The organism is Legionella taurinensis, from assembly GCF_900452865.1.
Classification (GTDB): Bacteria; Pseudomonadota; Gammaproteobacteria; order Legionellales; family Legionellaceae; genus Legionella_C; species Legionella_C taurinensis.
On sequence record NZ_UGOZ01000001.1, the window covers coordinates 2327678 to 2352892 of the forward strand.

Here is a 25215-nt window from a genome sequence, read left to right on the forward strand (position 1 = left end):
GGAACAGGAGCAGATTACATCATGCCCATGCCGCCCATACCGCCCATGCCGCCCATGTCGCCGGCACCAGCGCTTTCTTCTTTCTTAGGCAGTTCAGCCACCATGCACTCGGTCGTGAGCATCAGGCTCGCAACAGACGATGCATTTTGCAGTGCTGTACGGGTTACTTTGGTTGGATCAAGAATACCCATTTCAACCATGTCGCCGTATTGGCCAGTGGCTGCGTTGAAACCAAAGTTGCCTTTGTTTTCTGCTACTTTGTTGACGATAACAGAAGACTCGTAACCTGCGTTGGCAACAATTTGTCGCAGAGGTGATTCGATGGCGCGACGCAGGATGTTGATACCCATTTCCTGATCCGCATTATCGCCTTTGAGATTATCCAGGGCTTTTTGAGCACGGATTAAGGCAACACCACCACCGGCAACGATACCTTCTTCAACAGCCGCACGGGTTGCATGCAGAGCATCTTCAACGCGGGCTTTCTTCTCTTTCATTTCAACTTCAGTTGCAGCACCGACTTTGATCACAGCAACACCGCCAGCCAGTTTGGCTACGCGCTCTTGCAGTTTTTCACGATCGTAGTCAGAGGTTGTCTCTTCCATTTGCGCACGGATTTGAGCAATGCGTTCGTTGATGTCTTTTTCTTTGCCTTCGCCATCAATGATCGTTGTGGTTTCTTTAGTCACTACAACGCGTTTCGCAGTACCCAGATCGTCTAAAGAAGCGCCTTCAAGGTTCTTGCCCACTTCTTCAGAAATGACCTGACCATTGGTCAGAATAGCAATATCCTGAAGCATGGCTTTACGTCGATCGCCAAAACCAGGGGCTTTAACCGCACAGACTTTGACAATGCCGCGCATGTTGTTGACAACCAGAGTAGCCAGGGCTTCGCCTTCAACGTCTTCTGCAATGATCAGTAAAGGACGGCCGGATTTGGCAACGCCTTCCAGAACAGACAGCATGTCGCGAATGCTTGAAATTTTCTTGTCAACCAGGAGGATGAATGGGTGCTCAAGCTCAGCACTCATGTTTTGCTGGTTGTTGATGAAGTAAGGAGAAATGTAACCGCGGTCAAACTGCATCCCTTCAACCACAGACAGTTCGTTCTCCAGGCTGTTACCGTCTTCGACAGTGATAACACCTTCTTTACCCACTTTTTCCATGGCTTCAGCAATGATGGAACCGATTGCTTCATCAGAGTTGGCAGAAATAGTACCAACCTGAGCAATGGCTTTACCGTCTTTGCAGGGCTTGGACATGGATTGCAGTTCTTTAGTGATCGCAATGACCGCTTTGTCGATACCGCGCTTTAAATCCATGGGGTTCATGCCGGCAGCAACGGCTTTGTGGCCTTCCACCAGAATAGCACGAGCCAGCACAGTCGCTGTCGTTGTACCATCCCCTGCGGTATCGGAAGTTTTGGAAGCCACTTCTTTAACCATCTGTGCACCCATGTTTCTGAAACGGGATTCCAGTTCGATTTCTTTGGCAACGGAAACACCGTCTTTCGTGACAGTGGGAGCACCAAATGATTTTTCAAGGACCACATTACGGCCGCGAGGACCCATCGTGACTTGTACGGCGTCTGCCAGAGCATTGACACCAGCGAGCATTTCCTGGCGAGCACTGTCGCCAAAACGTAATTCTTTAGCCATTCTTACTATCTCCTTCGATTCGTTAGATTACTTCTCAATCACACCCATGATGTCGTCTTCACGCATCACAACCAATTCCTGACCCGCTACTTTCACTTCAGTACCAGAATATTTACCAAACAAAACCGTATCGCCGACTTTAACAGCCAGGGCACGAACATCACCGTTGTCTAACACTTTTCCAGCACCGACGGCAATGACTTCACCGCGCATGGGTTTTTCAGTGGCGCTGTCTGGAATTAAAATCCCGCCGGCTGATGTTTTTTCTTCTTCCATACGACGGACAACAACGCGATCGTGTAACGGACGAATTTTCATACTTGTTTTCTCCTGGTTATTTATTCATCACTATCAATAGTCAGAATTCTCTGATTCGGGCATTCAATGCCTGACAATGAATACCGATGTCAGGCATATGGGGACGGTAAATTTAGTTTCAAGGGGTTTTTAAAAAAAAATTTTGGTTTTCTCAAGCCTGGTTCTACAATGCAACTATAGAGAGTAATTAACAGGTATTGCATGAAGAAGTGGGCTTTGTTTGTGGCTCTGGCTCTGGCCTTGGCCTTTTTAAACGGCCACGCCGCCCCTCCCCCGGCTGCGGAGGTGTTTAAGGTTTCCGTAAAAACCGTCGACCCCAATACATTTGCCGTCACCTGGCAGATAGAACCCGGTTATTTTCTCTACGCCGATCGCATCAAACTCGACGAAAGCCCGGACAGCAATGTTCATATCGGGACCCTGCGTTTTCCAGAGGCCTTGAGCAAAACCGACAAACAGGGCCGCACCTACCGCGTTTACCGCGACACAATCACCCTGCCCATCGCTATTCTCGGCAAGGAAGCAGGTGAATCGCTGCTGACCCTCCATTACCAGGGCTGTGCCGATGACGGGTTCTGTTATCCGCCGGAAACACAGGCAATCAAATTAACCATTGATCCACAGCTGGCGCTCGTGGGTACCACCCTGGAATCGGACGTTACAACGGCAGAGCCGGCCCCTCTGAAGCCCGATGAGACGCAGGGATTGTTTGACAATGCCCATTGGACCATGATCATCTTAAGTTTCTTCAGCTTTGGCTTATTGCTTTCGTTTACCCCCTGCGTATTACCCATGGTGCCGGTTCTTTCAGGGATCATTGTCGGCCACAGCGGCTCCATGACCACGCGCAAAGCCTTTCTGTTGTCCTTAAGTTATGTCTTAAGCATGGCGGTAACCTATGCCGCCGTGGGCGCCGTTGTGGCTGTTTTAGGCAGCAACTTGCAGATTGCCATGCAGGCACCGCCCATTATTATTCTGTTCAGCCTGGTGTTTGTGCTTTTAGCCCTCTCCATGTTTGGTTTTTTTGAATTAAAACTCCCGGTAAGCTGGCAGGCGGCCCTGGCTAAGGTCAGCCGCAATCAGAGCAGCGGCCATTACCTGGGCGCGGCCATCATGGGCTGCCTGTCCACCCTCATCCTTTCACCCTGCGTCACGGCCCCTCTGATTGGCGCCCTGGGTTACATCGCCCACACCGGCAATGTCACCTTAGGCAGTCTGGCCTTGTTTTTCTTAGGCCTTGGCATGGGCACCCCGTTACTGGTTATCGGCACCTCAGCGGGAAAGTGGCTTCCCAAAGCCGGCAGCTGGATGAATGCCGTTAAATCCTTTTTTGGCGTCATGCTGCTTGCTGTCGCTATTTATCTCGTAAGCCGCATTATCCCGGCTGCCGTCAGCATGAGCCTTTGGGCGGCTCTGCTGGTATTCTGCGGCGTCTTCATCGGTGCCTTTCTTCCGGCTGAAACCAAAACCGCACAATTTCATAAAGCGCTGGGTATCCTCCTTTTGGTTTACGGCCTACTGATTTTAATCGGCGCCAGCATGGGTGAAACCAACCCCCTGCAACCCCTGGCACGCTTTCACATGACGACAGCCAGTCATGCCGCCGCCCCCGTCACCCTGGTCAAAAACATCAATGACGTCGAGTTGGCGGTGAGCAAGGCACAGGGCAAACCGGTCATGATCGATTTCTATGCGGATTGGTGTGCCTCCTGCAAAATCATGGAAAACACCACGTTCAAGGATCCGGCGGTCACCAGTAAACTCAAACAATTCATTATTTTAAAAGCTGATGTAACCGCCAACAACCAGGCGGATCAATTGCTGATGAAAAAATTTGGTGTGGTGGCGCCGCCTACCTTTGTCTTTTTCAACCCTCATGGAAAAGAATTAACGAACCTGCAATTGGTCGGCGAACAATCACCGCAACGTTTTTTACAGCAATTGCAACAGATCACGACAGGCACGAATTAGCATTTAGAATTAGACAAATTACCCTCTACAAGCGTATAATTAGCCCACTTTTTTTACAGTTAGCCAATTGCCTATCAGGTTGCCTTGGGAAAAGGCAACCCGCCGCTACAGTATTGAGGAATAAGCATGAATCATCGCGTGGGTTTTGTCAGTCTGGGTTGTCCAAAAGCCTTAGTGGACTCTGAGCGTATCATCACCCAGCTACGGGCCCAGGGCTATGATCTGGTTTCCACTTACGAAGACGCGGGTGTTGTGGTCGTCAATACCTGCGGTTTTATCGATGCCGCCGTGACGGAATCGCTGGATACCATTAAAGAAGCCATGGCTGAAAATGGCCGGGTGATTGTTACGGGCTGTCTGGGCGCCAAAGCGGATTTAATTCGTGAAGCCTGCCCCGATGTGCTTCACATCAGCGGCGCGCATGCTTATGAAGACGTGGTGCGTGCTGTCCATCGTCACTTGCCGCCGCCCGCGGATCCTTTTACCCAATTGGTGCCTCCGCAAGGCATTAAATTAACCCCACGTCATTACGCCTATTTAAAAATTTCAGAAGGCTGCAATCAGAAATGCACCTTCTGCATCATCCCGACCATGCGCGGCAAATTGCAAAGCTACCCCCTGGCTCAGGTTTTATCCGAAGCCAAACGCCTCAAAGACGCCGGCGTTCAGGAATTGCTGGTGATTTCTCAGGACACCAGCGCTTATGGCGTCGATACCCGTTACCAGGAAATCGAATGGCAGGGCCAAACGGTGCAGACCCGTTTTTATGATCTGTGCCAGCAATTGGGTGAGCTGGGGTTGTGGGTTCGCCTGCATTATGTTTACCCTTACCCCCACGTCGATGACATCATTCCCCTGATGCGTGACGGGCTGATTCTCCCTTACCTCGATATCCCCTTGCAGCACGCCAGCACGCGGGTTTTAAAAGCCATGAAACGCCCGGCCAGCAGTGAAAACACCTTGGCCCGCATTAAAAAATGGCGGGAAATTTGCCCGGACATTACGTTGCGATCCACCTTCATTGTTGGTTTCCCGGGTGAAACAGAGGAAGAGTTCGAGGAGCTGCTTGATTTTCTTAAAGAGGCGCAGCTGGATCGCGTAGGCTGTTTCCAGTACTCTCCCGTTGAAGGCGCAGCAGCCAATCAGTTGCCTCAGCCGATACCCGATGAGATTAAAGAAGAACGTTATCACCGCTTCATGCAGGTTCAGGCTGAAATCAGCCGTGAAAAACTGGCCGCCAAAATTGGCACTCGCCAGACCGTCCTTATCGACAGCATCGAAGACGATCAAATCATCGCCCGCAGCAAAAGCGACGCACCTGAAATTGACGGCCTTGTTTACCTGCCCTTTGATGAATCCATGAAAACCGGAAACCTTGTCGACGTCACCATTGTTGACAGTGATGATTATGATTTGTATGCAGAGTATTGATTAATCCCGAGACTGCAATTGTCCTGTAACAGGGAGCCATCGCTCCCTGGTCTTTAGTGTAGAAAACTTGTCATCACTGAGGCATAACCGGTTTCGGCTTTCACACCTTCTTCCTTTTTCAACGATTGAGCGAACCACATCCCAGGGACGCTGCCGGGTTTTATTACCATGGCAGACGCGCTTAGACTGGGCGCTAAAAATTCGCCTTCAAAGGCAAGTTGATCGATGTCTTTAAGAAAAGGGCCGGGACCTAACGTTCTCATAATGCTTCTGACGGAATTGTCCTTCATTAAGTGCAGTTGTGTGGGTTCGCCCTGCTGTAAATTCGTCTGAATGGACAGCACGGGCTGTAACAGGTTAACGCAGCGAGCCACGTCTTTTTGGGTTTTTAAATCGTGGATGCAATGAATAATATTGGAAGGGTAAGCCACAATATCCATATCCTTATAAACGTCCCGTATCTGCTGAAACGTTGCTTCATGCCCCCAACTTTGTTTAAGAATCACCGCTTCAATGACGAGTTGCTTAAAACGCACAAGCCCGTATTGCTCAATCAGCCCCAGCAAGAAAGCACGTAAATCGTCTGAATCGCCATCCATGGAAAACTCATTGGGTCGATTCGTCTGTAACAGGTCCCAAAACCCTTTCACCGCCAGTTCAGGGTTGGTTTCTGCGCTGGTCATAAAATAGGATTTAATCAAATCCCAGCTTTTAACCACCTGATGACTTAAGTCAACAATAACGACTTGTGGAGGCGCACTCAACTGTTCGCCCAAATGGCAGGCAATGGCAATCGCCCCAAAAATGGACGTGCCAACCAACACAAACGGTTTGGTCGCCTGATAAGGGGTTAAATCGGATTTCCTTATTGGATCATTGCCCATAAAAAACGAGAAACAATCCATTAATTCGTCTGAATGTAACTGCGTCACTGTTGACAAAAGCTGTTCACAGCGACTGGCTTTATCGAGACTTAATAAATCAGAAATGTGGGATGAAACGCTCATAATATTCGCTCTTTATACCAACACAAGAGGCATATTATAAACTATTTGTTCAAAAAACTTCTATAAATCACCCTGAAAACTGCGTCATGGTGCGCCAGTATTAAATCCTGTTTGTAAAATCAAGGAGTTAATCCCGGCTCAATCGATAAATCGCAGCGCTGATGTCCCGGACGTGACGCTGATGGCCTGACAAGCCTTTATGGTCAGCGTGCAATCCCAGCATTTGATGGTGCAACCATTTGTGGTAGGTTTTGTACGCCTCTTTCAGCCGGTTAAATCGACTAGGGGTTATTTTTTTAGCAATGGCCAGTTGCTGAAGAAGCTGCAAGGTGTTGGTGTAGCGGGCTAAGGAACATTCGGTGCTGCATAACACTAAAAATTGCACCAGAAACTCCAAATCAATAAGCCCGCCCCGGGCGTGTTTAATGTCCCTTCCTTCCACTTTCGCCAGATTGCGGCTCATCTTTTCGCGCATGGTCTGCACTTCCTCTGCTGTTTTCTGCCATTCACGCGGCAATAACAGGATGTCTTTTTTCAATTGCAGAAACGCGTGGCGGCTTTTTCTGTTACCATAGAGCAGGCGGCATCGAACCAGCGCCTGATGTTCCCAAGTCCAGGCCTGTCTGCGTTGATACTCCAGAAAAGCTGTCAAAGGACTTACCAGCAAACCGGCAGAACCCGAAGGTCTCAGACGGGTATCCACGGCATAAAGAATACCGAACTGTGACCGCGTCGTTAACATGTGGATGATTTTTTGCGACAGGCGATTAACCAGTCCCTCCTGTTCAAAGGGAACATCATGAACAAAAACCAAGTCGAGATCGGAATTGTAATTCATTTCCATGCTGCCCAGTTTACCGTAGGCAATTACATCAAATCGATGGGTGATCCCGGCCATTTCAGGGTAACGAAGGCTCAACTCGCGACAGGCGTGATTAATCACCTGGATCACAATCACTTCCGCCACATCGGCTAAAAAGCGGCCGGCCTTAACCCCATCCATGCGACCATCCATTTCCGCACGGGCTGCCAACAGCCATTGTGTTAATTTAAATTGACGTAAAACATCCTCCTGAAGGTCAATTTCACTGACGTGGCTTAATTGATTTTGAAGTTGCTGAGCCAATTGATTGCGGCTGGGCGCACGCCAATTGCGTTCTTTATCCAACAGCACTTCCATTAAGAAAGGATAATTCACCAGCAGGGAAGTAATAAACGGGCTTTCTGCAAACCAGTGGAGCAACTCCTTCAACGCCTGCGGATTTTCAGCCAGCAGCGCAAGGTAAGCGCTGCGGCCTACAATGTTTTCGAGAAGGTGCATGACCTGCAATAAAACCGACTCGGCATCAGGAACCTGGGTTAATTCCTGCAGAAGCAGCACCATAAAACGATCAAGCCGCATGCGTGCAGCCTGATTGAGACGCCGGCATCGCGGCGCATGACGAAAGGCATGGATCATCTGATAGCAGCGTTCTGCATTGCGATAGCCTAAACTGGACAACAGATTCACCGCCATCGCGCTTTCCACATGCCCCTGCCAAAGGCTGGTCAACTGATGGCTTAACAGGCGTTCCCGATCTTCATACGCATCGCCCTTGCCCATGGCAGTATGAAAGGTGGTACTGACAATCCGTTGGAATTGATGCAGACGATTCAGCAGTTCATCGTAACTTTCATACTCCATGGCCAGGGCGATTTGATCCTGTTTAACCGGATTAGTCGGTAAGGCATGGGTTTGTTGATCATTCTCGCTTTGCAGACAATTTTCCAGTTTGCGTAAAAAAAGATAGGCTTCCCGTAAAATACCGGTACGCGGCAACAACTTGCAGCGCCGCAACGCGTCCAATGCGTTCAGCGCATTGGGTTGGCGCAGAGGTGGGAGGCGTCCGCCGCGAATCAACTGGATATTCTGAATCACAAATTCAATTTCGCGTATTCCCCCAAGGCCCCGTTTAATGTCATTCAGTCTGGGGTTCAATTGAATTTCCCTCTCAATCAAAGCCTTCATGCTGCGCAAGGATTCAATCACGGAAAAATCCACATAGCGGCGATAAACAAAAGGGACTATCAGCCGCTCAAACCAGGCTGGTGGTTCGTCTTCCGGTGCACAGATAACGCGCGCTTTAGCCATGGCATAGCGCTCCCAATCCCGTCCCTGCTCCTGATAATAGGTTTCAAGCGCCGTCAAGGAACTGACCAATGCCCCGCTTTCACCGTTGGGCCGCAGACGCAAATCCACACGAAACACGAATCCCTCAGGCGTGGGTTCCTGAAACAATTGCATGAACATCTGCACGATTTTGGTGAAGTACTGCTGATTACTGATTGATTGCGGGCCCTGGGTATGGCCGGCCGCGGAGTAGGCAAAAATCAAATCGATGTCGGAAGAATAATTGAGTTCCTGCCCGCCTAATTTACCCATGGCAATCGTATAGAGACAGACAGGATTGCCTCCGGCATCGCAGGGCATGCCGTACCGTTCCACCAAGTCCTGATGGCAAAACCGCAGGGTGGTTAAAATAAGCGCATCAGCACAATGAGACCAACTGGCCATGGTGTTTGCGGTAGTCGCAAAACCGGCGTACTCGCGAAGCAGGAGACGCAGAAAATGCCGGTGGCGGAACTGGCGAAGCTGCCGTGAAAACGACGCCGGCCTTGCCTGCGTCAGCAATTCATTGGCCAACCGATGATAGTCCTCACAGGAAAGGGCGTTCATGCCCTCGTCCGTTTTTAATAACTGCGTCAAGGTATCCAGCTGATGACAGGCATAATCGCTAACGACCAGCAATTTGCATACCGCGGCACGCAGAGGGTGATTGAGCGAGGCAAAATGCCGTTCAAATAAAGCCGTCCTGTGCTGCAGCGATTGGGGAATGCCGCAGGAAAGCGCGCGATCGGCCTCCACGCTCAATCCGGCTTTTTCATGGGGTCCGGCATGGCGTTCATGTCCATGTAGAAGGGTTCCCACACATGGCCATCAATGTCCTGAAAGGCACAACCGTACATCCATCCCATGTCCTGCCTGGGACGATACTCTTTACCGCCAGCGGCGATCGCCTGTTTCATCATGGTGTCTACCGCTTCACGGCTCTCTAAGGACACCGCCACCAGGACTTCCTTGCTCCGTGCTGCATCGGCTATCTCGTGGTGGGGCGTAAATCCCTTGAAAAAGGGCTCCGTCAGAAGCATGGCAAAATTATGCTTGCCAATCACCATGCAGGTTGCCTTTTCATCACTGAATTGAGGATTGAATTCAAATCCCAGCTGCTTGAAAAAGTGAATGGTTCTGGACAAATCCTTAACCGGCAAATTCACAAACATCTGACGTTCCTGCGCGCTTTCCATCGCCTCTGCCTCCTGGCTATTTTCGACATTCAAAAAGGATAGACGCATCCTCTTGACCCGGTTTTTCATTGCGATCGTAGGCTTTCATTAGTTTAATTTTTTTAAAGCCAACCTGCCTTAAAATCTCAATCAAAATGGAGGGATTATCATAAAGCCTGAGTTTAAATTCTTCGATTTCAGTATGGGTAATGGAATTCATTTCCACCAATTCATAACGTCCAACGGCATGGCAGATGGAATTGTTCAGAGTGACCAGTTGGCTGGCAATGATTGAGTTGCCATCGGGTCTTTCCCAAATGGAGCCGCGCCAGATGCCCAAAGGCGGCAGGGAAAACGAGGTTTCGACTTCAAACAGTAAAATGCCCTTGTCTTCGAGATGCTCGTAGAGGGTTTTGAGTGACCGTTCAATTTTATCAATCGGTGTAATCAATCCAAAGGAACCCGCGGGAATAAAAATGAGGTTGTATTGGGTCGGGCGCGACAAGGTCTCGACAAAATCCATCCACACAAACGGTTCGAGGTTTTTCATCTGTGCCTTGGCATTTAACGCGGTCACCATGTGTTCGCTGGCATCAAAACCATGGACATTGAATCCTTCTTCTATGAGAGGCAGTAAAAAGCGTCCGGAACCACACATCGGCTCGAGAATAAGCCCTTTCGCTTCTTTCACATAGGAGCGGTAAAATTGATAGGCCTTCTCCGGGGGAGAAGGTCGGCTTAAATCATAAAATTGCGTGCAAAGATTCAGGTAAGCTTCACGGTTTGGTTTTAGCATAAATTCCTTGATGTCAGTTGCAGTTCGCTTTGCATGTCAGCGAAAAAAGATTATTGTAAATCAAACAACAATTTACAAAATCTCCCCGTCAAAAATCAAGCTGTAAAGCAGGAAATTTATTGCAAGCCTCCGACAAGATGAATGCCGGGTCATGCGATGCGATTAGTCAGCGCGTCACGATTTTTTACCAGAACCGCTTTATCGCTGAAGCCTTTTCCGCGCCCTCCCGTTGCGGCGTTATTTTTGCATGCGTTTTCACATGGTACAGCCTTTAAGATAACGCTATACTGACTACAGGATGAGTCAACGGAGTTGAAACAGATGATGGCCCGATTACTACTTGCTTTATTGCTGCTGCTGGCATTGCCTGTTCACTCGGCAGGCCCTCCTTTGGTGGTCGCCGTGGATAATTTTTCTCCGCCTTTTGTTCTTCGCGGAGCCAATTCGCAATTGTACGGTTTTGACATTGCCATGATGGAAAACATTTGTCAGCGAATCAATCGAACCTGTCAATACAAACCCATGCCCTTTAACCGCTTACTGGATGCCGTCGAAAGCGGGCAGGCCGAGGCGGCTGTGGGCTCCATTATTATCACTTCCGAGCGCTTGACCCAAGTGAATTTTTCCATCCCCTACCTCATCAGTGAATCACGTTTTCTAGGCCGCACGGAACTGGCGAAGGAACCCTTTGAAATTGCCTTATTCAAGAATCGTAAAATTGGCGTGGAGGGAGGAACGGTATTCCCGGATGTCCTGGCCAGTCTTATCAGCAATCCCCAAATTGCCCTCTATGATAATCTGGATGATGTGATTGTCGCCCTTCATGATGGCGACATTGAATTGGCTTTAATGGACGCACCCACGGCCCTCTACTGGCAAAGCCAATCCTCCGGCACCCTGACGGCCTTAGGTAAACCGTTTGCTTATGGTTTTGGTTTGGGCGTGGCCGTTAACCGCAACAATTCGGTTTTGTTAAACCAAATTAACCGGGCAATCACAGACTACGCAGCAAGCGAGGCTTTCAAGAGTGATTATCAGAAATACATGAGCTTTTTTTAACAGGGTCCTGGCCCAGCCAATCAGGCAATATCCCACTGACAGGATGCCAGGGCAGCATCCTGTCAGCCTTAATGCACAGTCTGACCTTGCGTCAAACAGCGTGTAATGACCTGACGAGTCACAAAATCCCCCTGCGTGTCGCCATAAAGGGACTTAAAATGTTCAGCTAAGGTTAATACCCAGGCAGACAAGCGAAAATTCATTCGTTTCTCTTCCTGATTAACGACCAACTCAAACAATCCTAAGGAATCGCTGTTCTGCTCATTGGCATATTGTTCCATGATTTGTTGCGCAATGTGCATGTCCCGGTCGCGTGTGGGCCAATCTTTATTCATATTTACCTCTTGAAACCATTGAACGCAGAAGCATTCGCCCCCTTTCTCTACACCCTACATGGGGGTTGGCGTGTAAATTACAAGGGCTTGTCCGCTAATTCTGGTCCTGCATTACGCGCGTGCAAGGCCTGGGGTTCCTGCCACAGAGTAATAAACAACACCATGATCATCGGTCCGATAAACAATCCCAGCAGGCCTAAGGTTTCGACTCCGCCAAGGATGCCAAAGAGAACCGCCAGAAAGGGAAGTTCTATCGCACCGCCAATGAGTACCGGTTTAACAAAATGGTCTGCGACAAACATGACAAGGGTGCCCCAAACCAGCACAATGATGGCGCTGACCATGCTGCCGCTGGCAATCAAAACCAGAGCGACCACGACAAAAACCACAGGGGCTACAAAAGGGATCATCGCCGCAAGTGCGGTAACAAATCCAATGAGCGTGGGGGCCGGGAAATCAACCAGTTCGTAACAGATGCCCATTAAAACACCAACACCCAAACCCACGACGATAGTCCCGTTGACTGTTCCCCTAAGCGCGGACGGCAGACGGGCTGAGAAACGAAACCAGCGCGCCCCCAGACAGTATTCGCCAATCTGGCTGATCTGTTTATACAGCGTGTCACCATCACGGAAAAAGAAAAACAAAGTCAACAGGGTAAAACCCACCTGAAAACCACGATGCGCCAGATTGATGCCGATTTGTTTGATGTAATAACTCGCGGGAGTCAAGGACAGGTGCATGTTGGACAGCAGGTTTCGGACACTCCCCGGCTTACCGATGTTGTCATTCCAGTAAGTGGTCAATTCATTGCCAATGATTGGAATTTGCTTTAGCATGCCCGGCGCGGCTCCGCCGTCTTTGTTCAGTGTCTGGAGGTAATTGATGAATAATTGCGATTCCTTCACCAGCAGACTGACTAACCAGCTTAAAGGCAGGATGAACAGCAAAGCCAACAGGGTGGTAAACAACAAGGCAGCCCAGGTATCCTGGGAAGCAAAAAAATGGCGCCACCGCTTGTAAAGGGGGTAAGTGGCGATGGCAATAATCGCTGCCCAGACAATCGACGGGATAAAGCGGTGAATAATAAAAAGCGCCAACAGCACAATACTGATAGTCAAACCAATACTGATTAATTCTTTGTGATTATCATTCATGCTTTAAATACCCAAACGAATGCCTGCATCACCAGCCAGGCTGGAATGGCCGCCAGTGCATCATCGAGCATGACGCCAAAACCGCCTTTAACCCGTTCATCAAAAAACCGGATAGGCCAGGGTTTTACAATATCAAACAGGCGAAATAACAAAAAACCGGCAATAATCCAGTAAGTTCCCACAGGAACGGCGATCATGGTGAGTAAAAACCCAACGACCTCATCCCAGACAATGCCGCCAAAGTCCTCCACACCCAATTCTTTCGAGACGATGTCGCTGACCCAGACGCCAAGAATAAAAGCGAGGACGGTAAACCCTAAATAAAACCCCAATGGCGATGCGGCGATAAGCAGGTAAACGGGAATGGCCGCCAACGTTCCCCAGGTTCCCGGAGCGACGGGCATAAGACCGCTGCCGAAGCCAAAAGCGATAAAATAAGCGGGATTCTGCCAGACTTTATTGCCAAGTTCGATTCTATCCATGCGCTTTTCCTTAAAAGTGGCTATAGCCGCGGGGCGTTAATACCCTGAGCTGACCATCGCCTGTCGTGTAGAGTCCCTCACCTTCCTCAATCACGCCAATGGGGAAACAGGCAAGGCCCGCTTGCTGCAGTGCCTGGCTGAAGCCTGCTTCATTCTCCCTGGGAATGGTGAAACAGAGTTCATAATCGTCGCCGCCGCCAATAGCAAAATCAATGGCTTTGTCCTGTTGATACTTTACTACCAAAGGATGCACGGGTATAGCATCCAGACTAAGTAAAGCACGGACACCGCTTTGGGTGCAGATGTGATTTAAATCCGCACTTAACCCATCCGAAATATCAATGGCTGCCGACGCATAGGTTCGTAACAAGGGTGCCAGATCGACACGGGGTCTGGGGTGCATCAGGAGGCGCATCATCGTCTGCTTATCCTGGCTATCGATGCCCTCCTGGTGTAAAAAGGCAACCGCCTGCGCGGCAGCGCCAAGCGGGCCGCTGACAAAAATCCGATCGCCAGGCTTAGCCCCCGAGCGTTTAACCGCCTTCCCTCTTTCGACTAAACCGTGAATGGTTAAAGTCATGCTGAGCGGGCCATGCGTGGTATCGCCGCCGATCAGCATGATGTTGTATTGTTTTAATGAGTCATGAAACCCCTGAGAAAAACGCGTCAACCACCGCTCATCCAGCGACGGCATCGTTAAGGCAAGACTCATCCAGCAGGGTTCCGCTCCCATGGCCGCCATGTCGCTGACGTTAACCATCACCGCCTTGCAGGCGATATCATAAGCATCCCATTCGCTTAAAAAATGGACTTCTGCAACCAGGGTATCGGTACTGACCAGCAACTGGCAATGGGGAGGAATCTCCATGCAGGCCGCATCGTCGCCAATACCAATTATCACCTCTGGCCGCTGAATGGCAGGCTGTTTAAAATAGACATCAATGAGGGAAAATTCATTCATTGCCAGCGTTAATTTCAATGGCTCTGGCTTGCCGTGCCAGATTATTCAGCACGCCGTTGACATAACGGTGGCCATCCTGGGAGCCAAATTCCCTGGCTAAAGAAATGGCTTCGTCCAGTACAACCTTGTAAGGGATTTCGAGGCAATACAACAACTCAAAGGCGCCCAGACGCAAAACCGCCAGTTCAACCGGGTTTAGTGTGGTAATCGGCCTATCCAATAGAGGCTCAATCCCGGATTCTATCGCGGTGATTTTTTCAGGGATGCCGTATAAAAGACGGCAGAAATAATCGCTGTCCACTTTGTCCATGTTATTCGCCACACGGAATTGAGTTTCTATTTCCGAGAGTTCATGGCCTGACATGGACCATTGATACAACGCCTGCACCGCTAATTTACGGGCACGCCGCTTACCGCTTATTGATTGTTTTTCCACAGCTACCTCATGACGAGTGGTCGTCTTTCATTTCATCAATGGTTTGTCTGAAATCACTGACGTCTTTAAAACGTTTGTACACGGAAGCAAATCGGACATAAGCAACATGATCAAGACGATACAGCTGTTTCATGACCCATTCACCAACCTGACGGGAGTCGATTTCCCGCTCCCCGCTGCGGCGGATATCCTGCATAATGCTTTCTACCGCCTCGTCCAGCGCATCGACACTGACTGGTCTTTTTTCCAGTGCCCTGAGCATTCCTGAGCGCAGATTATTGATATTGAAAGGTTCACGCCGCCCATCGCGCTTGACAATCAGCGGCATGATTAATTCTGCCGTCTCAAAGGTTGTGAAGCGCTCGTGACACTCGAGACACTGACGCCGCCTTCGTACCTGAGCGCCCTCGGCGATCAGGCGCGAATCGATCACTTTGGTTTCTTCTGCCTGGCAAAATGGACAATACATGATTAACGATACACCGGGAATTCATGGCATAAATGAATCACTTTGGATTTCACCAGCGAAATCAAGCTTTCATTCTGAATGTCGTCGAGAATATCACAAATCCATTCCGACAAGACTTTGATTTCCCTTTCTTTAAATCCTCGAGTCGTTACTGCCGGTGTACCCAAACGCAGGCCGCTGGTCACAAACGGTGAGCGCGGATCATTAGGGACTGCGTTTTTGTTCACCGTGATGTTGGCACGACCCAACGCGGCATCGGCCTCTTTGCCCGTGATGCCTTTGTCAATCAGATTCACAAGAAGCAGGTGGTTTTCCGTGCCGCCTGACACAATAGGATAACCGCGGCTTGTTAGAACTTCCGCCATGACTCTGGCATTGGCTAAAACTTGTTCCTGATACGCTTTGAATTCAGGTTGCAAGGCTTCAGCAAATGCAACCGCCTTGGCCGAAATCACATGCATCAGGGGGCCACCCTGCATGCCGGGAAAAACAGACGAATTCAGTTTCTTTTCAATGTCTTCATTGGCACGGGCTAAAATCATACCACCGCGGGGGCCGCGCAGGGTTTTATGGGTTGTCGTGGTCACCACGTCGGCAAACGGAACGGGTGAGGGATAAAGACCTGCCGCAATGAGTCCCGCCACATGGGCGACATCGGCCATCAGGTATGCCCCGACCTTGTCAGCAATGGCTCTGAAACGCGCCCAATCAAGAATCCGTGAGTAGGCCGAAAAACCGGCAATGATCATTTTGGGTTTATGAGTCAGCGCGAGCTGTTCCAGCGCATCATAATCAATTAAACCGGTATTGGCATCCACACCGTAACCGATCGCCTCATAAAGTTTGCCGGAAAAATTAACTTTGGAGCCGTGCGTCAAATGACCGCCATCAGGCAGGGACATGCCTAAAATCACATCGCCCGGGTTAAGCAGCGCCATCATTACCGCCGCATTGGCCTGAGAACCGGAATGAGGCTGCACGTTGACATAATCCGCGCCGAACAACTGCCTGGCTCGGGTGATGGCTAAATTTTCCGCCACGTCCACCCATTCGCACCCGCCATAATACCGTTTGCCCGGATAACCTTCAGCGTATTTGTTAGTCAGCACAGAGCCTTGCGCTTCAAGGACACGCGGGCTGGCATAATTTTCCGAGGCAATCAGCTCAATGTGATCTTCCTGACGCTGTTTTTCCGCCTGGATGGCCTGCCACAGTTCGTCATCAAATCCTGCGATAGTAAACTGGTTATCAAACATTCGTTGTCCTCAATATTAATGATTAGACTATTATAGCCGCTGTTTTTTAAAGCACCTATGCCTCATCCACTGCATGAGTATTTTCACTCATTTGAGACTGAATTTACGACAAACCCCACCAACCGTTATCTGACGATGATATCGTTTCGTACATGCCTGACGCCATTTAAGCTGTCAGCAATCTGGCCAGCGCGCAGTTTGATGCGTTGACTGTCAACAAACCCGCTCAACTGCACTTCATCCTTAAAGGTTTTCACCTGAATGGAAAAGCCTTTGGTTCCCAATTCATCAATCAGGCTGGCCTTGACTTTGGCCGTCAATGCCGAGCTGTCTAAATATTCGCCAGTGCTTTCACTGCCTGGTGTCGAAGAACAGGCGACAATCATTGCGGCAGAGAAAACCAGAATCAGTTGCTTTGCTGTCTTAAACATCCATTCCTCCATTGCTTTACAATTACAAAAGAGTACCACACGGCAATGAACTAGTCATGGCCGTAAATGGTATTTACCCGATTGTCATTTGCAGGGGTAACAACGGCCTGGCCAGCCTGCCCCTGAGCCGTGTTTGCGGCTTGCGGCTGATAGCTTCCGTAGGGATTCCACGCCCTGCCGCGGGAACTGCGCACACCACCCTGACCGGGGTGGCCGTGGGTATTGTCGGCCTGATTCTGGCTTGGGTGACCGTGCGTGTTGCCGCCCTGACTTTCATCCGGGTGACCATGCGTGTTACCGGCCTGATTTTGGCTGGGATGACCATGGGTGTTACCGGCCTGATTTTGGCTCGGGTGACCATGGGTGTTATCGCCTGGCTGTCCCTGACTGGAATGACCATGCACATTGGCAGGTCCACCGGGACGGTAATTGCGCGGCGTTTGTACAATGACGGGATTATTATTGCCATAGTGTCCATGATAACGGCGATAACTGCTTTGATGACCGTGGTAATGGCCAGCCCCCGACTCGTAGGGAGCCGAATAATACGGTGTTTCCACACGGGCCTGCGGCGGCGGATAACGATAATCATTCATGTAATAATCATCTTCTATGCCGCATGAGCTCAGCACGGGCAACGCCAGTAACAACCAAAATGAACGCTTCATAAAACCCCCTGCTTTAAAAAAAAAGAAAGGCACGATTGGATTAATCATGCCTTTCCGATACAACATACGAACCTCAGCTTACTTGGCGCTGACTTCAGCCTTGATTTGGTCCTTGAGATAAGGAACAACATGGATTGTTCTGTTGACTGGCGTGTAGCCGGCGTAAACAGAATAACCGCTGAATGTCTTGATATACAGGTTCATCCAGGCATGGCAGTAACCATAGTAATACAGACTCACGTAGTGGGGCGCATCAAAACGGTAAATGTTGAAGCTGTTCATATAACTGCCATCATCGAACTGCCCAAACACAGAAAGATTGTCGTAACTATCATTGATGATCTCAATTTCACAATAACCGGGCACCATCGCGTTTTTCGCGCCGGCAACGGCTTTTACATCAGCAGGCTTGGCTTGCGGATGAACATGGCGGTTTTGAGCAAAGGCAGAAGACAACAAACCCAAACAACAAACGAACAGCAATGACTTTAACTTCATGGTAACTCCATTCATGGATTGGAGAGCAAATGGTAACAAAGGATTGTATTTAGTCAACAGGTTTTTTAAATGTTCATGACCTTCGCCGTTCAAACAGGAATAAACGCATTATAACGGCTTCTCTCTATTGCCATTTTTTCCTGACGGGGAGAGAATTGATCGTTTCCACAGGTAATGCCATGACTTCAATCACAGGCTTAATCAACATCGAGCTTCAGGGGACGCCGCATGAAAAAACGCATGACCATAATGATCACTGCCCTCGTCATTGTTTTCGGAGGCATCGTTGCGTTTAATCTGTTTAAAAATTTCATGATTAAACGCTTTTTCGCCACCTATGAACCCCCTGCAGTCAGCGTGTCCTCTGTCACGGCTGTTAAACGCGAATGGCGTCCCACCCTTCCTGCCGTCGGCAATTTCGTGGCGACCAACGGGGTGGAAGTCAACTCGGAAGCCTCTGGAAATGTGGTTAAAATCCATTTTGAATCCGGACAATACGTTTCGGAAGGCAGCAAGCTTATCGACATTGATGACAGCGTGGACCAGGCAACCCTTAAATTCAACAAGGCGCAACTGGCACTGCGGCAGCTCAGTTACCAGCGTCAGGTGGATTTGAATAAAAAAGGGGCCGCTCCCGTTTCCAATGTGGATGAAGCGAAGGCCAACCTCGAGCAAAGTGAAGCCGACGTGGAAAAAACCGAGGCGCAAATCCGGCAGAAACACATCACCGCCCCCTTTGCCGGTAAACTCGGTATCCGCCAGGTGAACCTCGGCCAATACATTACGCCGGGACAGACCTCGATTGTTACCCTGCAGTCCTTAGATCCCCTTTATCTGCAATTCTATCTGCCTGAGCAATACTATAAACGCCTGTACATCAATCAGGGCATTGAGTTTAATGTGGAAGAATTTGAAGGACTGGCTTTCCAGGCCAAGATTACGGCCATCAACGCCAAAGTCGACCCCAACACCCACAACGTGCTGGTTCAGGCGACATTGCCCAATTGCCCCGCCGAGGCACTAAGCGATTTGAAAAAGACCACGCTGGTAAAAACATCAAAGGACATTGACACCGGGAAAACCATTGTCACCTGCAGCACAAAAGACAACTTAAAAAACCACATTTCGCATTTTGTCTTCATCCCCGGGATGTTCGCTTCCATCGCGGTTGAACAACCGGCGATCTCTGAGGTTATTGTTCTGCCCTCCACGGCCATTTCTTACAGCCTGTATGGTCATTCTGTTTACCTCATTGAAAAAGGCACCAAAGGCGAAAAGGATGAAAACGGCAAGGATAAACTCTATGTCAAGCGCGTGTTTGTCACTACGGGAGAACAATCCGGTAATTTCACGGTCATTAATTCCGGCGTCAAGGCAGGCGATATAGTCGTCAGTTCCGGGGAGCTTAAGCTGCAGAACGGCACGCGCGTGGTGATTAATAACAGCGTCAAGCTCAATGCCGTCAGCAATCCTGACACCATAGGGCAATAATACTGGTTTTGTGTGAAGCAGCCTTCGTGCGGGCTTCACGCGCATTGCAATCGTCAGCAGGTATATTATGAAATTTACTGATATTTTCATTAAGCGGCCCGTTTTAGCCACTGTCGTGAGTCTGTTAATTTTCCTCTTTGGTCTTAATTCCATAATGACCATGCAAATCCGTCAGTACCCTAAAATGGACAACACGGTGATTACCATCACCACCGCCTACCCCGGCGCGGATGCCAACCTGATTGCAGGATTTATCACCACCCCGCTTGAAGCCGCAGTGGCCAGTGCGGAGGGGATTGACTACATGACGTCGTCCAGTACGCAAAGTGTCAGTACCATTACTCTGACCATCAAACTCAATTTTGATCCACAGGTCGCTTTTACCGATGTGATGAGCAAGGTTCAACAAACGTTAAACCAGTTACCCCCCGAATCCCAACAACCCGTGATTGTAAAAAGCTCAGACACCTCTACCCCGCTGATGTACATCAGCCTTGACAGTACGGCCATGACACCGCAGCAGATCACCGACTACGCTGTGCGGGTCGTGCAGCCCCAGCTTGAAACCGTGGACGGCGTGGCCAAGGCCGAACTGCTGGGGGGGGCAACTTACTCCATGCGTATATTCCTTGATCCCATCAAAATGGCGGCCTTGAAAATCACACCGGCCGATGTGTCTGCCGTACTTGCCCGCAACAACTTCTTAACTGCAGCCGGCAGCACCAAGAGTGAATACGTGGCCATCAACATGACAGCGAAAACGGATTTGAATAATGCCGAGGAATTCAGCCGCCTGATTGTCCGCAGCAACAACAACTCCATTATCCGCCTGCGCGACATCGGCAAAGTCATTTTAGGCTCCCAGGATTACAACACGACAGTAACCTTTAACGGGAAAAAGGCCGTTTTTCTGGCCATCACGCCCACGCCAACCGCCAACCCGCTGACGGTGATCACCGACGTCAGAAAACTGTTTCCTTCGGTCCAGCGCGAATTCCCGCCCTCCCTGACCGGCACCATTGTGTATGATGCCACCGACTTTATCCGCGCTTCCATTAATGAGGTCATCACCACCATCATTGAAGCGGCATTAATCGTTATTGTTGTTATTTTTCTTTTCTTAGGCTCTGTGCGGTCGGTGATTATTCCCGTGGTGACCATACCCTTGTCGTTGATCGGGGTCTGTACCCTGATGATGGCGCTGGGCTATTCGATCAATCTGCTGACCCTGCTTGCTTTTGTGCTTGCCATTGGCCTTGTGGTGGATGATGCCATCGTCGTGGTGGAGAATGTGCACCGGCATCTGGAGGAAGGCAAAACACCGTTTCAGGCAGCGCTTATCGGCGCGCGCGAAATTGCCCTGCCGGTTATCGCCATGACCATTACACTGGCGGCAGTGTATGCCCCCATTGGTTTCATGGGTGGACTGACGGGCGCGCTTTTTAAGGAATTCGCTTTTACTTTGGCGTCTGCCGTTATTATTTCGGGGATTATCGCGCTGACGTTAAGTCCCATGATGTGCTCCAAGATTCTCAGCGCAGACACCAACAGCAGCCGCTTTGTCAGATTTCTCGATGACAAATTCGCCAAGCTTAAGGATCGGTATAAACGAAGTCTCCACAGTTTGCTGAATACACGCAGCATCATGCTTGTCTTTTCGGCGGTAGTCCTGTTAATGCTTCCTTACCTCTACAGCACGACGCCCACAGAAACAGCGCCGGAAGAAGATCAGGGCTTTTTCTTTGTCATTGCAACAGCGCCTCAGTATGCCACCATCAACTACATTGAAGCGTTTACCAATGAATTTAACAAAATTTATCGAAGTTTCCCGGAAACCGAATACTATTTTGCCATCAACGCCAGCACGCCAATGTCGGGGATGGTATTAAAGCCCTGGGATGAGCGCAAGGGAACCCAATTTAAAATGAAAGAACCCTTGCAGAAAAAACTCGACATGGTCACAGGCCTTTCTGCTTTTGCAGTGATACCGCCCCCTCTACCCGGCGGGGGCTCAGGAACGCCCATTCAATTCGTGATCAAAACCACCAATGATTTCCAGACCCTGTTTGATGTTTCTAACCAGCTTATCGAAAAAGCCAGGCAAAGCGGGCTGTTTATTTTCCTCGACAATAGCCTTAAATTTAACCAACCGGAAGTCGAATTCCAAATTAACCGCTCCAAGGCATCCGATTTGGGCCTTGATATGCAGGCCATAGGCAGCAGCCTCACCAGTGCCTTGTCGGGCAATTATGTCAATTACTTTAACCTGCAGGGCCGAAGCTATGAAGTCATTCCGCAACTTGACCGGCGTTTCCGCCTCACCCCGGAACAGCTCGGTGAAATTTATGTGCGAACCGCCAGTAGCGACATGGTACCTCTGTCCACCGTGGTCACTGCCAAAGAGGTGACGCAGCCGAACGCGGTCTCCCACTTCCAACAGCTCAATTCCGCCACCATTCAAGGGGTAATGATGCCTGGCGTAACCCTGGGTCAAGGAATTGCTTACCTTCAGCAGCAGGCAGATGAATTGTTGCCGCGTGGCTTTACTTATGACTATGGCGGCCAGTCGCGTCAGTTTATTCAGGAAGGGAATGCGCTGATTTTTGCCTTCTTCCTGGCGGTTATCGTGATTTTCCTGGTGCTTGCCGCACAATATGAAAGTTTCAGGGATCCGCTCATCGTGTTAATCAGCGTGCCCATGTCGATTTGCGGCGCCTTGATTCCTTTAAATCTGGGAGCCGCGTCCATCAACATTTACACGCAGGTGGGGTTAATTACCTTAATTGGTTTAATCAGTAAGCACGGCATCCTTATTGTTGACTTTGCCAATCAGCTGCAACGCGAAAAAGGCCTTGACCGACGGGCCGCGGTGGAAGAAGCCGCCTCCATTCGCCTTCGTCCCATTCTGATGACGACGGCTGCCATGGTGTTTGGGGTCTTTCCTCTCCTTATCGCTACCGGTGCAGGGGCCGTCAGTCGCTTTGATATCGGTTTGGTGATTTCAGCCGGTCTGCTTGTGGGAACCTGCTTTACCTTGTTCGTGGTACCGACAATGTACACCTACATTGCCGCGGATCATCGGCATGACCGGGACACAGAACTGGCTGAAGCAACCGAAGAAGAGCAGGCAGCCAGACCGCATTAGAAGAAGCTCCCTTCAAGGCGGCCGATGCCGCCTTGAACTCAAAGCAGACTGGCTAAGGCCTTATCCAGGGTAGCCACCAGAGTATCGGCTTGCGCACAGCCAAAAACCAACGGCGGTTTTATTTTTAATACATTGTGATGAGGGCCGTCACGGCTTAATAACACGCCGAGATCTTTCATTCGGTTCACAAGCACCCCCGCGAGTTCCCCGTCAGGTTCCACACCGCCGTTTTTTGTCAGCTCCACACCTAAAAAAAGACCCAGGCCACGTACGTCGGCAATGCAGTCATAGCGGTTTTTAAGACCCAGCAATTGATGTTTTAAGTACTGGCCGGTTGACCAGGCCTTCGCCTGCAGGCCTTCCTCTTCCAGCACATCAAGCACGGACAGGCCAATGGCGCAAGAGACCGGATTACCGCCGAATGTACTGAAATACTCCATGCCATTATTGAACGAGGCGGCAATCGCCCGCGTAGTGACCACCGCACCTAGGGGATGACCATTGCCCAGGGGTTTGCCCATGGTCACGATATCCGGTACCACACCCTGTGTTTCAAAGCCCCAGACATGGGAACCCACCCGTCCCAACCCCACCTGAACCTCATCGGCGATGCACACCCCGCCTGTCGAGCGAATGGCTGAGTAAATGGAGTCGAGATAGCCGGGTGGCAACTCAATCTGTCCGCCGCAACTGAGCAGGGACTCGGCAATGAATACCGTCGGTTCTACGGGGAGAGAAAACAAAGGATTCATGGGACCGCGCAATGGATCCGGCATGGGGAGAACAGTAACCCAATCCGGTTTTCCCCCTCCTCCTCGCTGCTTGAATTTATAGGGGCTGATGTTGATTAAGGTGGTGGTATTGCCGTGGTAAGCCTGATCAATGACCCAGGTTTTTCGGCTGCGTGTATGGCTATAGGCCAACCGTAACGCCAGTTCATTGGCTTCACTCCCGGATGAGACAAAAAAGCAAACATCAAGGGGCAACGGCAAGGTGGCCAGCAGGCGTTGCGCGTAATCCTGCAGGTAGCGATGCAGATACCGCGTATTGGTATTCAATACCGCCATTTGCTGCTGGCCAGCCTGTACCACCCGGGGATGGCAATGGCCCACATGGCATACGTTATTAACACAGTCGAGGTAGGCCCGTCCCGTCTCGTCATAAAGGTAAACCCCTTCACCGCGAACAATTTCCAGGGGTTGTCGATAAGACAGACCGACATTGTCGGCAATGACTTTTTTGCGAAGCGATAACAGCGCTTCTTTATCGGATAAGTGCTTATCCATAAAACCGCACGCCTGTCTGAAACAGAGCAGGGCCCAATGCGGATCGATGCTCCGCCATTGTTTTAACAGGTGCCAGGCCGGTTGTTCTGACACCGTCAGGTAGGCGTTGTCGGGGTGTTCCTTTTTGCGCAAAGCCGAATTCACCACGCTGACACAAAGCCTCATGGCCACGAGAGAGTAAAGAACTTCCATTTCCCGCTCTTCTAAAGGAAAAACGCGGTGATAGCTGCGAATCATTTCCATGGCCGCCGCCAACGCATCGGAGCGATGCATCAACGCGTAAGCCAAGGCAATTGCCAATTCGCAGATGGTGGCCGTTTGCAGTAGATCACCAAAGTCAATGAAACCGATCTGACGAGACTGAACGACGATGTTGTAATCGTTCAAATCGCCATGAATGATGCTCTGACGTAAATCAGGTAAACGGGGCGCGGTATCCCGCTTAAACTCGGCCAGAAAATCCGAGACAAGTCGCCGATCGTCCGGATGGTCAATGGCCTGCACCTCGTTTTCAATCCATTCAGCCTGCCTTAAATCCCATTTCAATGGGCGGGCGGCGGCCGGATGCCTGAACTCCGCAAGTGCCTGGGTCAAATGCCCGGCCGCACGCCCCAGCTGATGCAAAAGCGCCGTCGAACAGGGTGTATTTGCCAACAGTTGGCCTTGAACAAACGTAAACAGCCGAAGGTGGCAGCGTTCGCCCTGAGACGAAAACACACGGCCCGTCTCTTCACCCGCGGCCAAAGGCACGAGTTGCGGAAACCCAAAGGGCCGTGGAAAACGCTGCAAGCATGCCAACGCACTGTTCTGTAACTCGATGACCGCTTCCTGATCCTCCGCTCTGGATATTTTTAACAGGTACTCGTCCCCTGCATCGGTCTTGATATGAAAATTACAATCACTCTCACCGGGCAACGGGGCGGCGACGGCAGGTAAGCGGTAGTACTCGAGGAGCAGCTGTTGGGCATCAGAGGGAGTAAACATGCTTTTCCTTTTTATCCTTAAAAGGCGTTTACGATACCACTGCCTTCTCAGC

The 25215-nt window shown here is 50.2% G+C and carries 22 protein-coding genes; 5 read left to right on the plus strand and 17 right to left on the minus strand.

The genetic code is table 11. The annotated features are described in order from the left end of the window. Window positions 1-14: 14 nt before the first annotated feature. Complete coding sequence (groL, locus tag DYE45_RS10585) at window positions 15-1658, minus strand: chaperonin GroEL (protein ID WP_108290415.1); 1644 nt, start codon at window positions 1656-1658, stop codon at window positions 15-17. Window positions 1659-1685: 27 nt separating this feature from the next. Next, a complete protein-coding gene (gene groES / locus DYE45_RS10590; RefSeq protein ID WP_058525296.1) occupies window positions 1686-1976 on the minus strand; it encodes a co-chaperone GroES in 291 nt (96 codons plus the stop codon). 201 nt (window positions 1977-2177) lie between these two features. Here groES and dsbD point away from each other — a divergent pair, with 201 nt between their 5' ends. Beyond that, window positions 2178-3947: a protein-disulfide reductase DsbD gene (dsbD, locus tag DYE45_RS10595; RefSeq protein WP_115300890.1), complete on the plus strand. Its 1770-nt coding sequence runs from the start codon at window positions 2178-2180 to the stop codon at window positions 3945-3947. A 126-nt stretch (window positions 3948-4073) separates the two neighbouring features. Further along, entirely contained in the window at window positions 4074-5378 is a 1305-nt protein-coding gene (gene rimO, locus DYE45_RS10600) for a 30S ribosomal protein S12 methylthiotransferase RimO (RefSeq protein WP_108290419.1), read from the plus strand. Window positions 5379-5431: 53 nt separating this feature from the next. Here rimO and DYE45_RS10605 read toward each other — a convergent pair whose 3' ends face one another. From DYE45_RS10605 to DYE45_RS10620, 4 genes are all read right to left on the minus strand, one after another. Beyond that, window positions 5432-6385 carry a hypothetical protein gene (locus DYE45_RS10605; RefSeq protein ID WP_108290421.1) on the minus strand — a complete coding sequence of 318 codons (954 nt, stop codon included), beginning with the start codon at window positions 6383-6385 and terminating at the stop codon, window positions 5432-5434. A gap of 127 nt (window positions 6386-6512) precedes the next feature. Continuing rightward, complete coding sequence (gene glnE, locus DYE45_RS10610; protein WP_108290747.1) at window positions 6513-9290, minus strand: bifunctional [glutamate--ammonia ligase]-adenylyl-L-tyrosine phosphorylase/[glutamate--ammonia-ligase] adenylyltransferase; 2778 nt, start codon at window positions 9288-9290, stop codon at window positions 6513-6515. A gap of 2 nt (window positions 9291-9292) precedes the next feature. Then, complete coding sequence (locus DYE45_RS10615; protein WP_218563732.1) at window positions 9293-9778, minus strand: VOC family protein; 486 nt, start codon at window positions 9776-9778, stop codon at window positions 9293-9295. Beyond that, entirely contained in the window at window positions 9747-10505 is a 759-nt protein-coding gene (locus DYE45_RS10620) for a class I SAM-dependent methyltransferase (protein WP_108290425.1), read from the minus strand. The genes DYE45_RS10615 and DYE45_RS10620 overlap by 32 nt, the downstream gene beginning before the upstream one ends. A gap of 321 nt (window positions 10506-10826) precedes the next feature. Between DYE45_RS10620 and DYE45_RS10625 the strand changes: the two genes are divergently transcribed. After that, window positions 10827-11564 (plus strand): transporter substrate-binding domain-containing protein, encoded by a 738-nt coding sequence (locus DYE45_RS10625; RefSeq protein ID WP_108290427.1) that lies wholly within the window; start codon window positions 10827-10829, stop codon window positions 11562-11564. Window positions 11565-11632: 68 nt separating this feature from the next. On the opposite strand, the gene DYE45_RS10630 is transcribed toward DYE45_RS10625, so the two are convergent. The 10 genes from DYE45_RS10630 to DYE45_RS10675 form a co-directional block, all read right to left on the minus strand. Further along, on the minus strand, window positions 11633-11899 hold the full coding sequence (locus tag DYE45_RS10630) for a hypothetical protein (RefSeq protein ID WP_108290429.1): 267 nt from the start codon (window positions 11897-11899) through the stop codon (window positions 11633-11635). A 77-nt stretch (window positions 11900-11976) separates the two neighbouring features. Then, entirely contained in the window at window positions 11977-13056 is a 1080-nt protein-coding gene (locus DYE45_RS10635; protein WP_108290431.1) for an AI-2E family transporter, read from the minus strand. Next, a complete protein-coding gene (locus tag DYE45_RS10640; protein ID WP_108290433.1) occupies window positions 13053-13538 on the minus strand; it encodes a phosphatidylglycerophosphatase A family protein in 486 nt (161 codons plus the stop codon). The genes DYE45_RS10635 and DYE45_RS10640 overlap by 4 nt, the downstream gene beginning before the upstream one ends. Window positions 13539-13548: 10 nt before the next feature. After that, window positions 13549-14499, minus strand: coding sequence for a thiamine-phosphate kinase (thiL, locus tag DYE45_RS10645; protein ID WP_108290435.1), 951 nt, complete (start codon window positions 14497-14499; stop codon window positions 13549-13551). Further along, window positions 14492-14935 carry a transcription antitermination factor NusB gene (gene nusB, locus DYE45_RS10650; RefSeq protein WP_108290437.1) on the minus strand — a complete coding sequence of 148 codons (444 nt, stop codon included), beginning with the start codon at window positions 14933-14935 and terminating at the stop codon, window positions 14492-14494. The genes thiL and nusB overlap by 8 nt, the downstream gene beginning before the upstream one ends. A gap of 7 nt (window positions 14936-14942) precedes the next feature. After that, window positions 14943-15404, minus strand: coding sequence for a transcriptional regulator NrdR (nrdR, locus tag DYE45_RS10655; protein ID WP_058531164.1), 462 nt, complete (start codon window positions 15402-15404; stop codon window positions 14943-14945). 2 nt (window positions 15405-15406) lie between these two features. Further along, entirely contained in the window at window positions 15407-16660 is a 1254-nt protein-coding gene (glyA, locus tag DYE45_RS10660; protein WP_115300892.1) for a serine hydroxymethyltransferase, read from the minus strand. A gap of 125 nt (window positions 16661-16785) precedes the next feature. Continuing rightward, the gene (locus DYE45_RS10665; protein WP_108290441.1) at window positions 16786-17091 is read right to left on the minus strand and encodes a BON domain-containing protein; all 306 of its coding nucleotides are present in this window, start codon (window positions 17089-17091) and stop codon (window positions 16786-16788) included. A gap of 50 nt (window positions 17092-17141) precedes the next feature. Continuing rightward, on the minus strand, window positions 17142-17759 hold the full coding sequence (locus DYE45_RS10670) for a hypothetical protein (RefSeq protein ID WP_133138138.1): 618 nt from the start codon (window positions 17757-17759) through the stop codon (window positions 17142-17144). Between the two features lie 78 nt (window positions 17760-17837). Continuing rightward, entirely contained in the window at window positions 17838-18257 is a 420-nt protein-coding gene (locus DYE45_RS10675) for a hypothetical protein (protein ID WP_108290749.1), read from the minus strand. 228 nt (window positions 18258-18485) lie between these two features. On the opposite strand from DYE45_RS10675, the gene DYE45_RS10680 reads away from it, so the two are divergent. Both DYE45_RS10680 and DYE45_RS10685 read left to right on the plus strand, forming a co-directional pair. After that, window positions 18486-19748: an efflux RND transporter periplasmic adaptor subunit gene (locus DYE45_RS10680; protein ID WP_108290445.1), complete on the plus strand. Its 1263-nt coding sequence runs from the start codon at window positions 18486-18488 to the stop codon at window positions 19746-19748. A gap of 67 nt (window positions 19749-19815) precedes the next feature. After that, window positions 19816-22893: an efflux RND transporter permease subunit gene (locus DYE45_RS10685; protein WP_108290447.1), complete on the plus strand. Its 3078-nt coding sequence runs from the start codon at window positions 19816-19818 to the stop codon at window positions 22891-22893. A 38-nt stretch (window positions 22894-22931) separates the two neighbouring features. On the opposite strand, the gene DYE45_RS10690 is transcribed toward DYE45_RS10685, so the two are convergent. Then, entirely contained in the window at window positions 22932-25163 is a 2232-nt protein-coding gene (locus DYE45_RS10690; protein ID WP_160160726.1) for an aminotransferase class III-fold pyridoxal phosphate-dependent enzyme, read from the minus strand. Window positions 25164-25215: the final 52 nt, after the last annotated feature.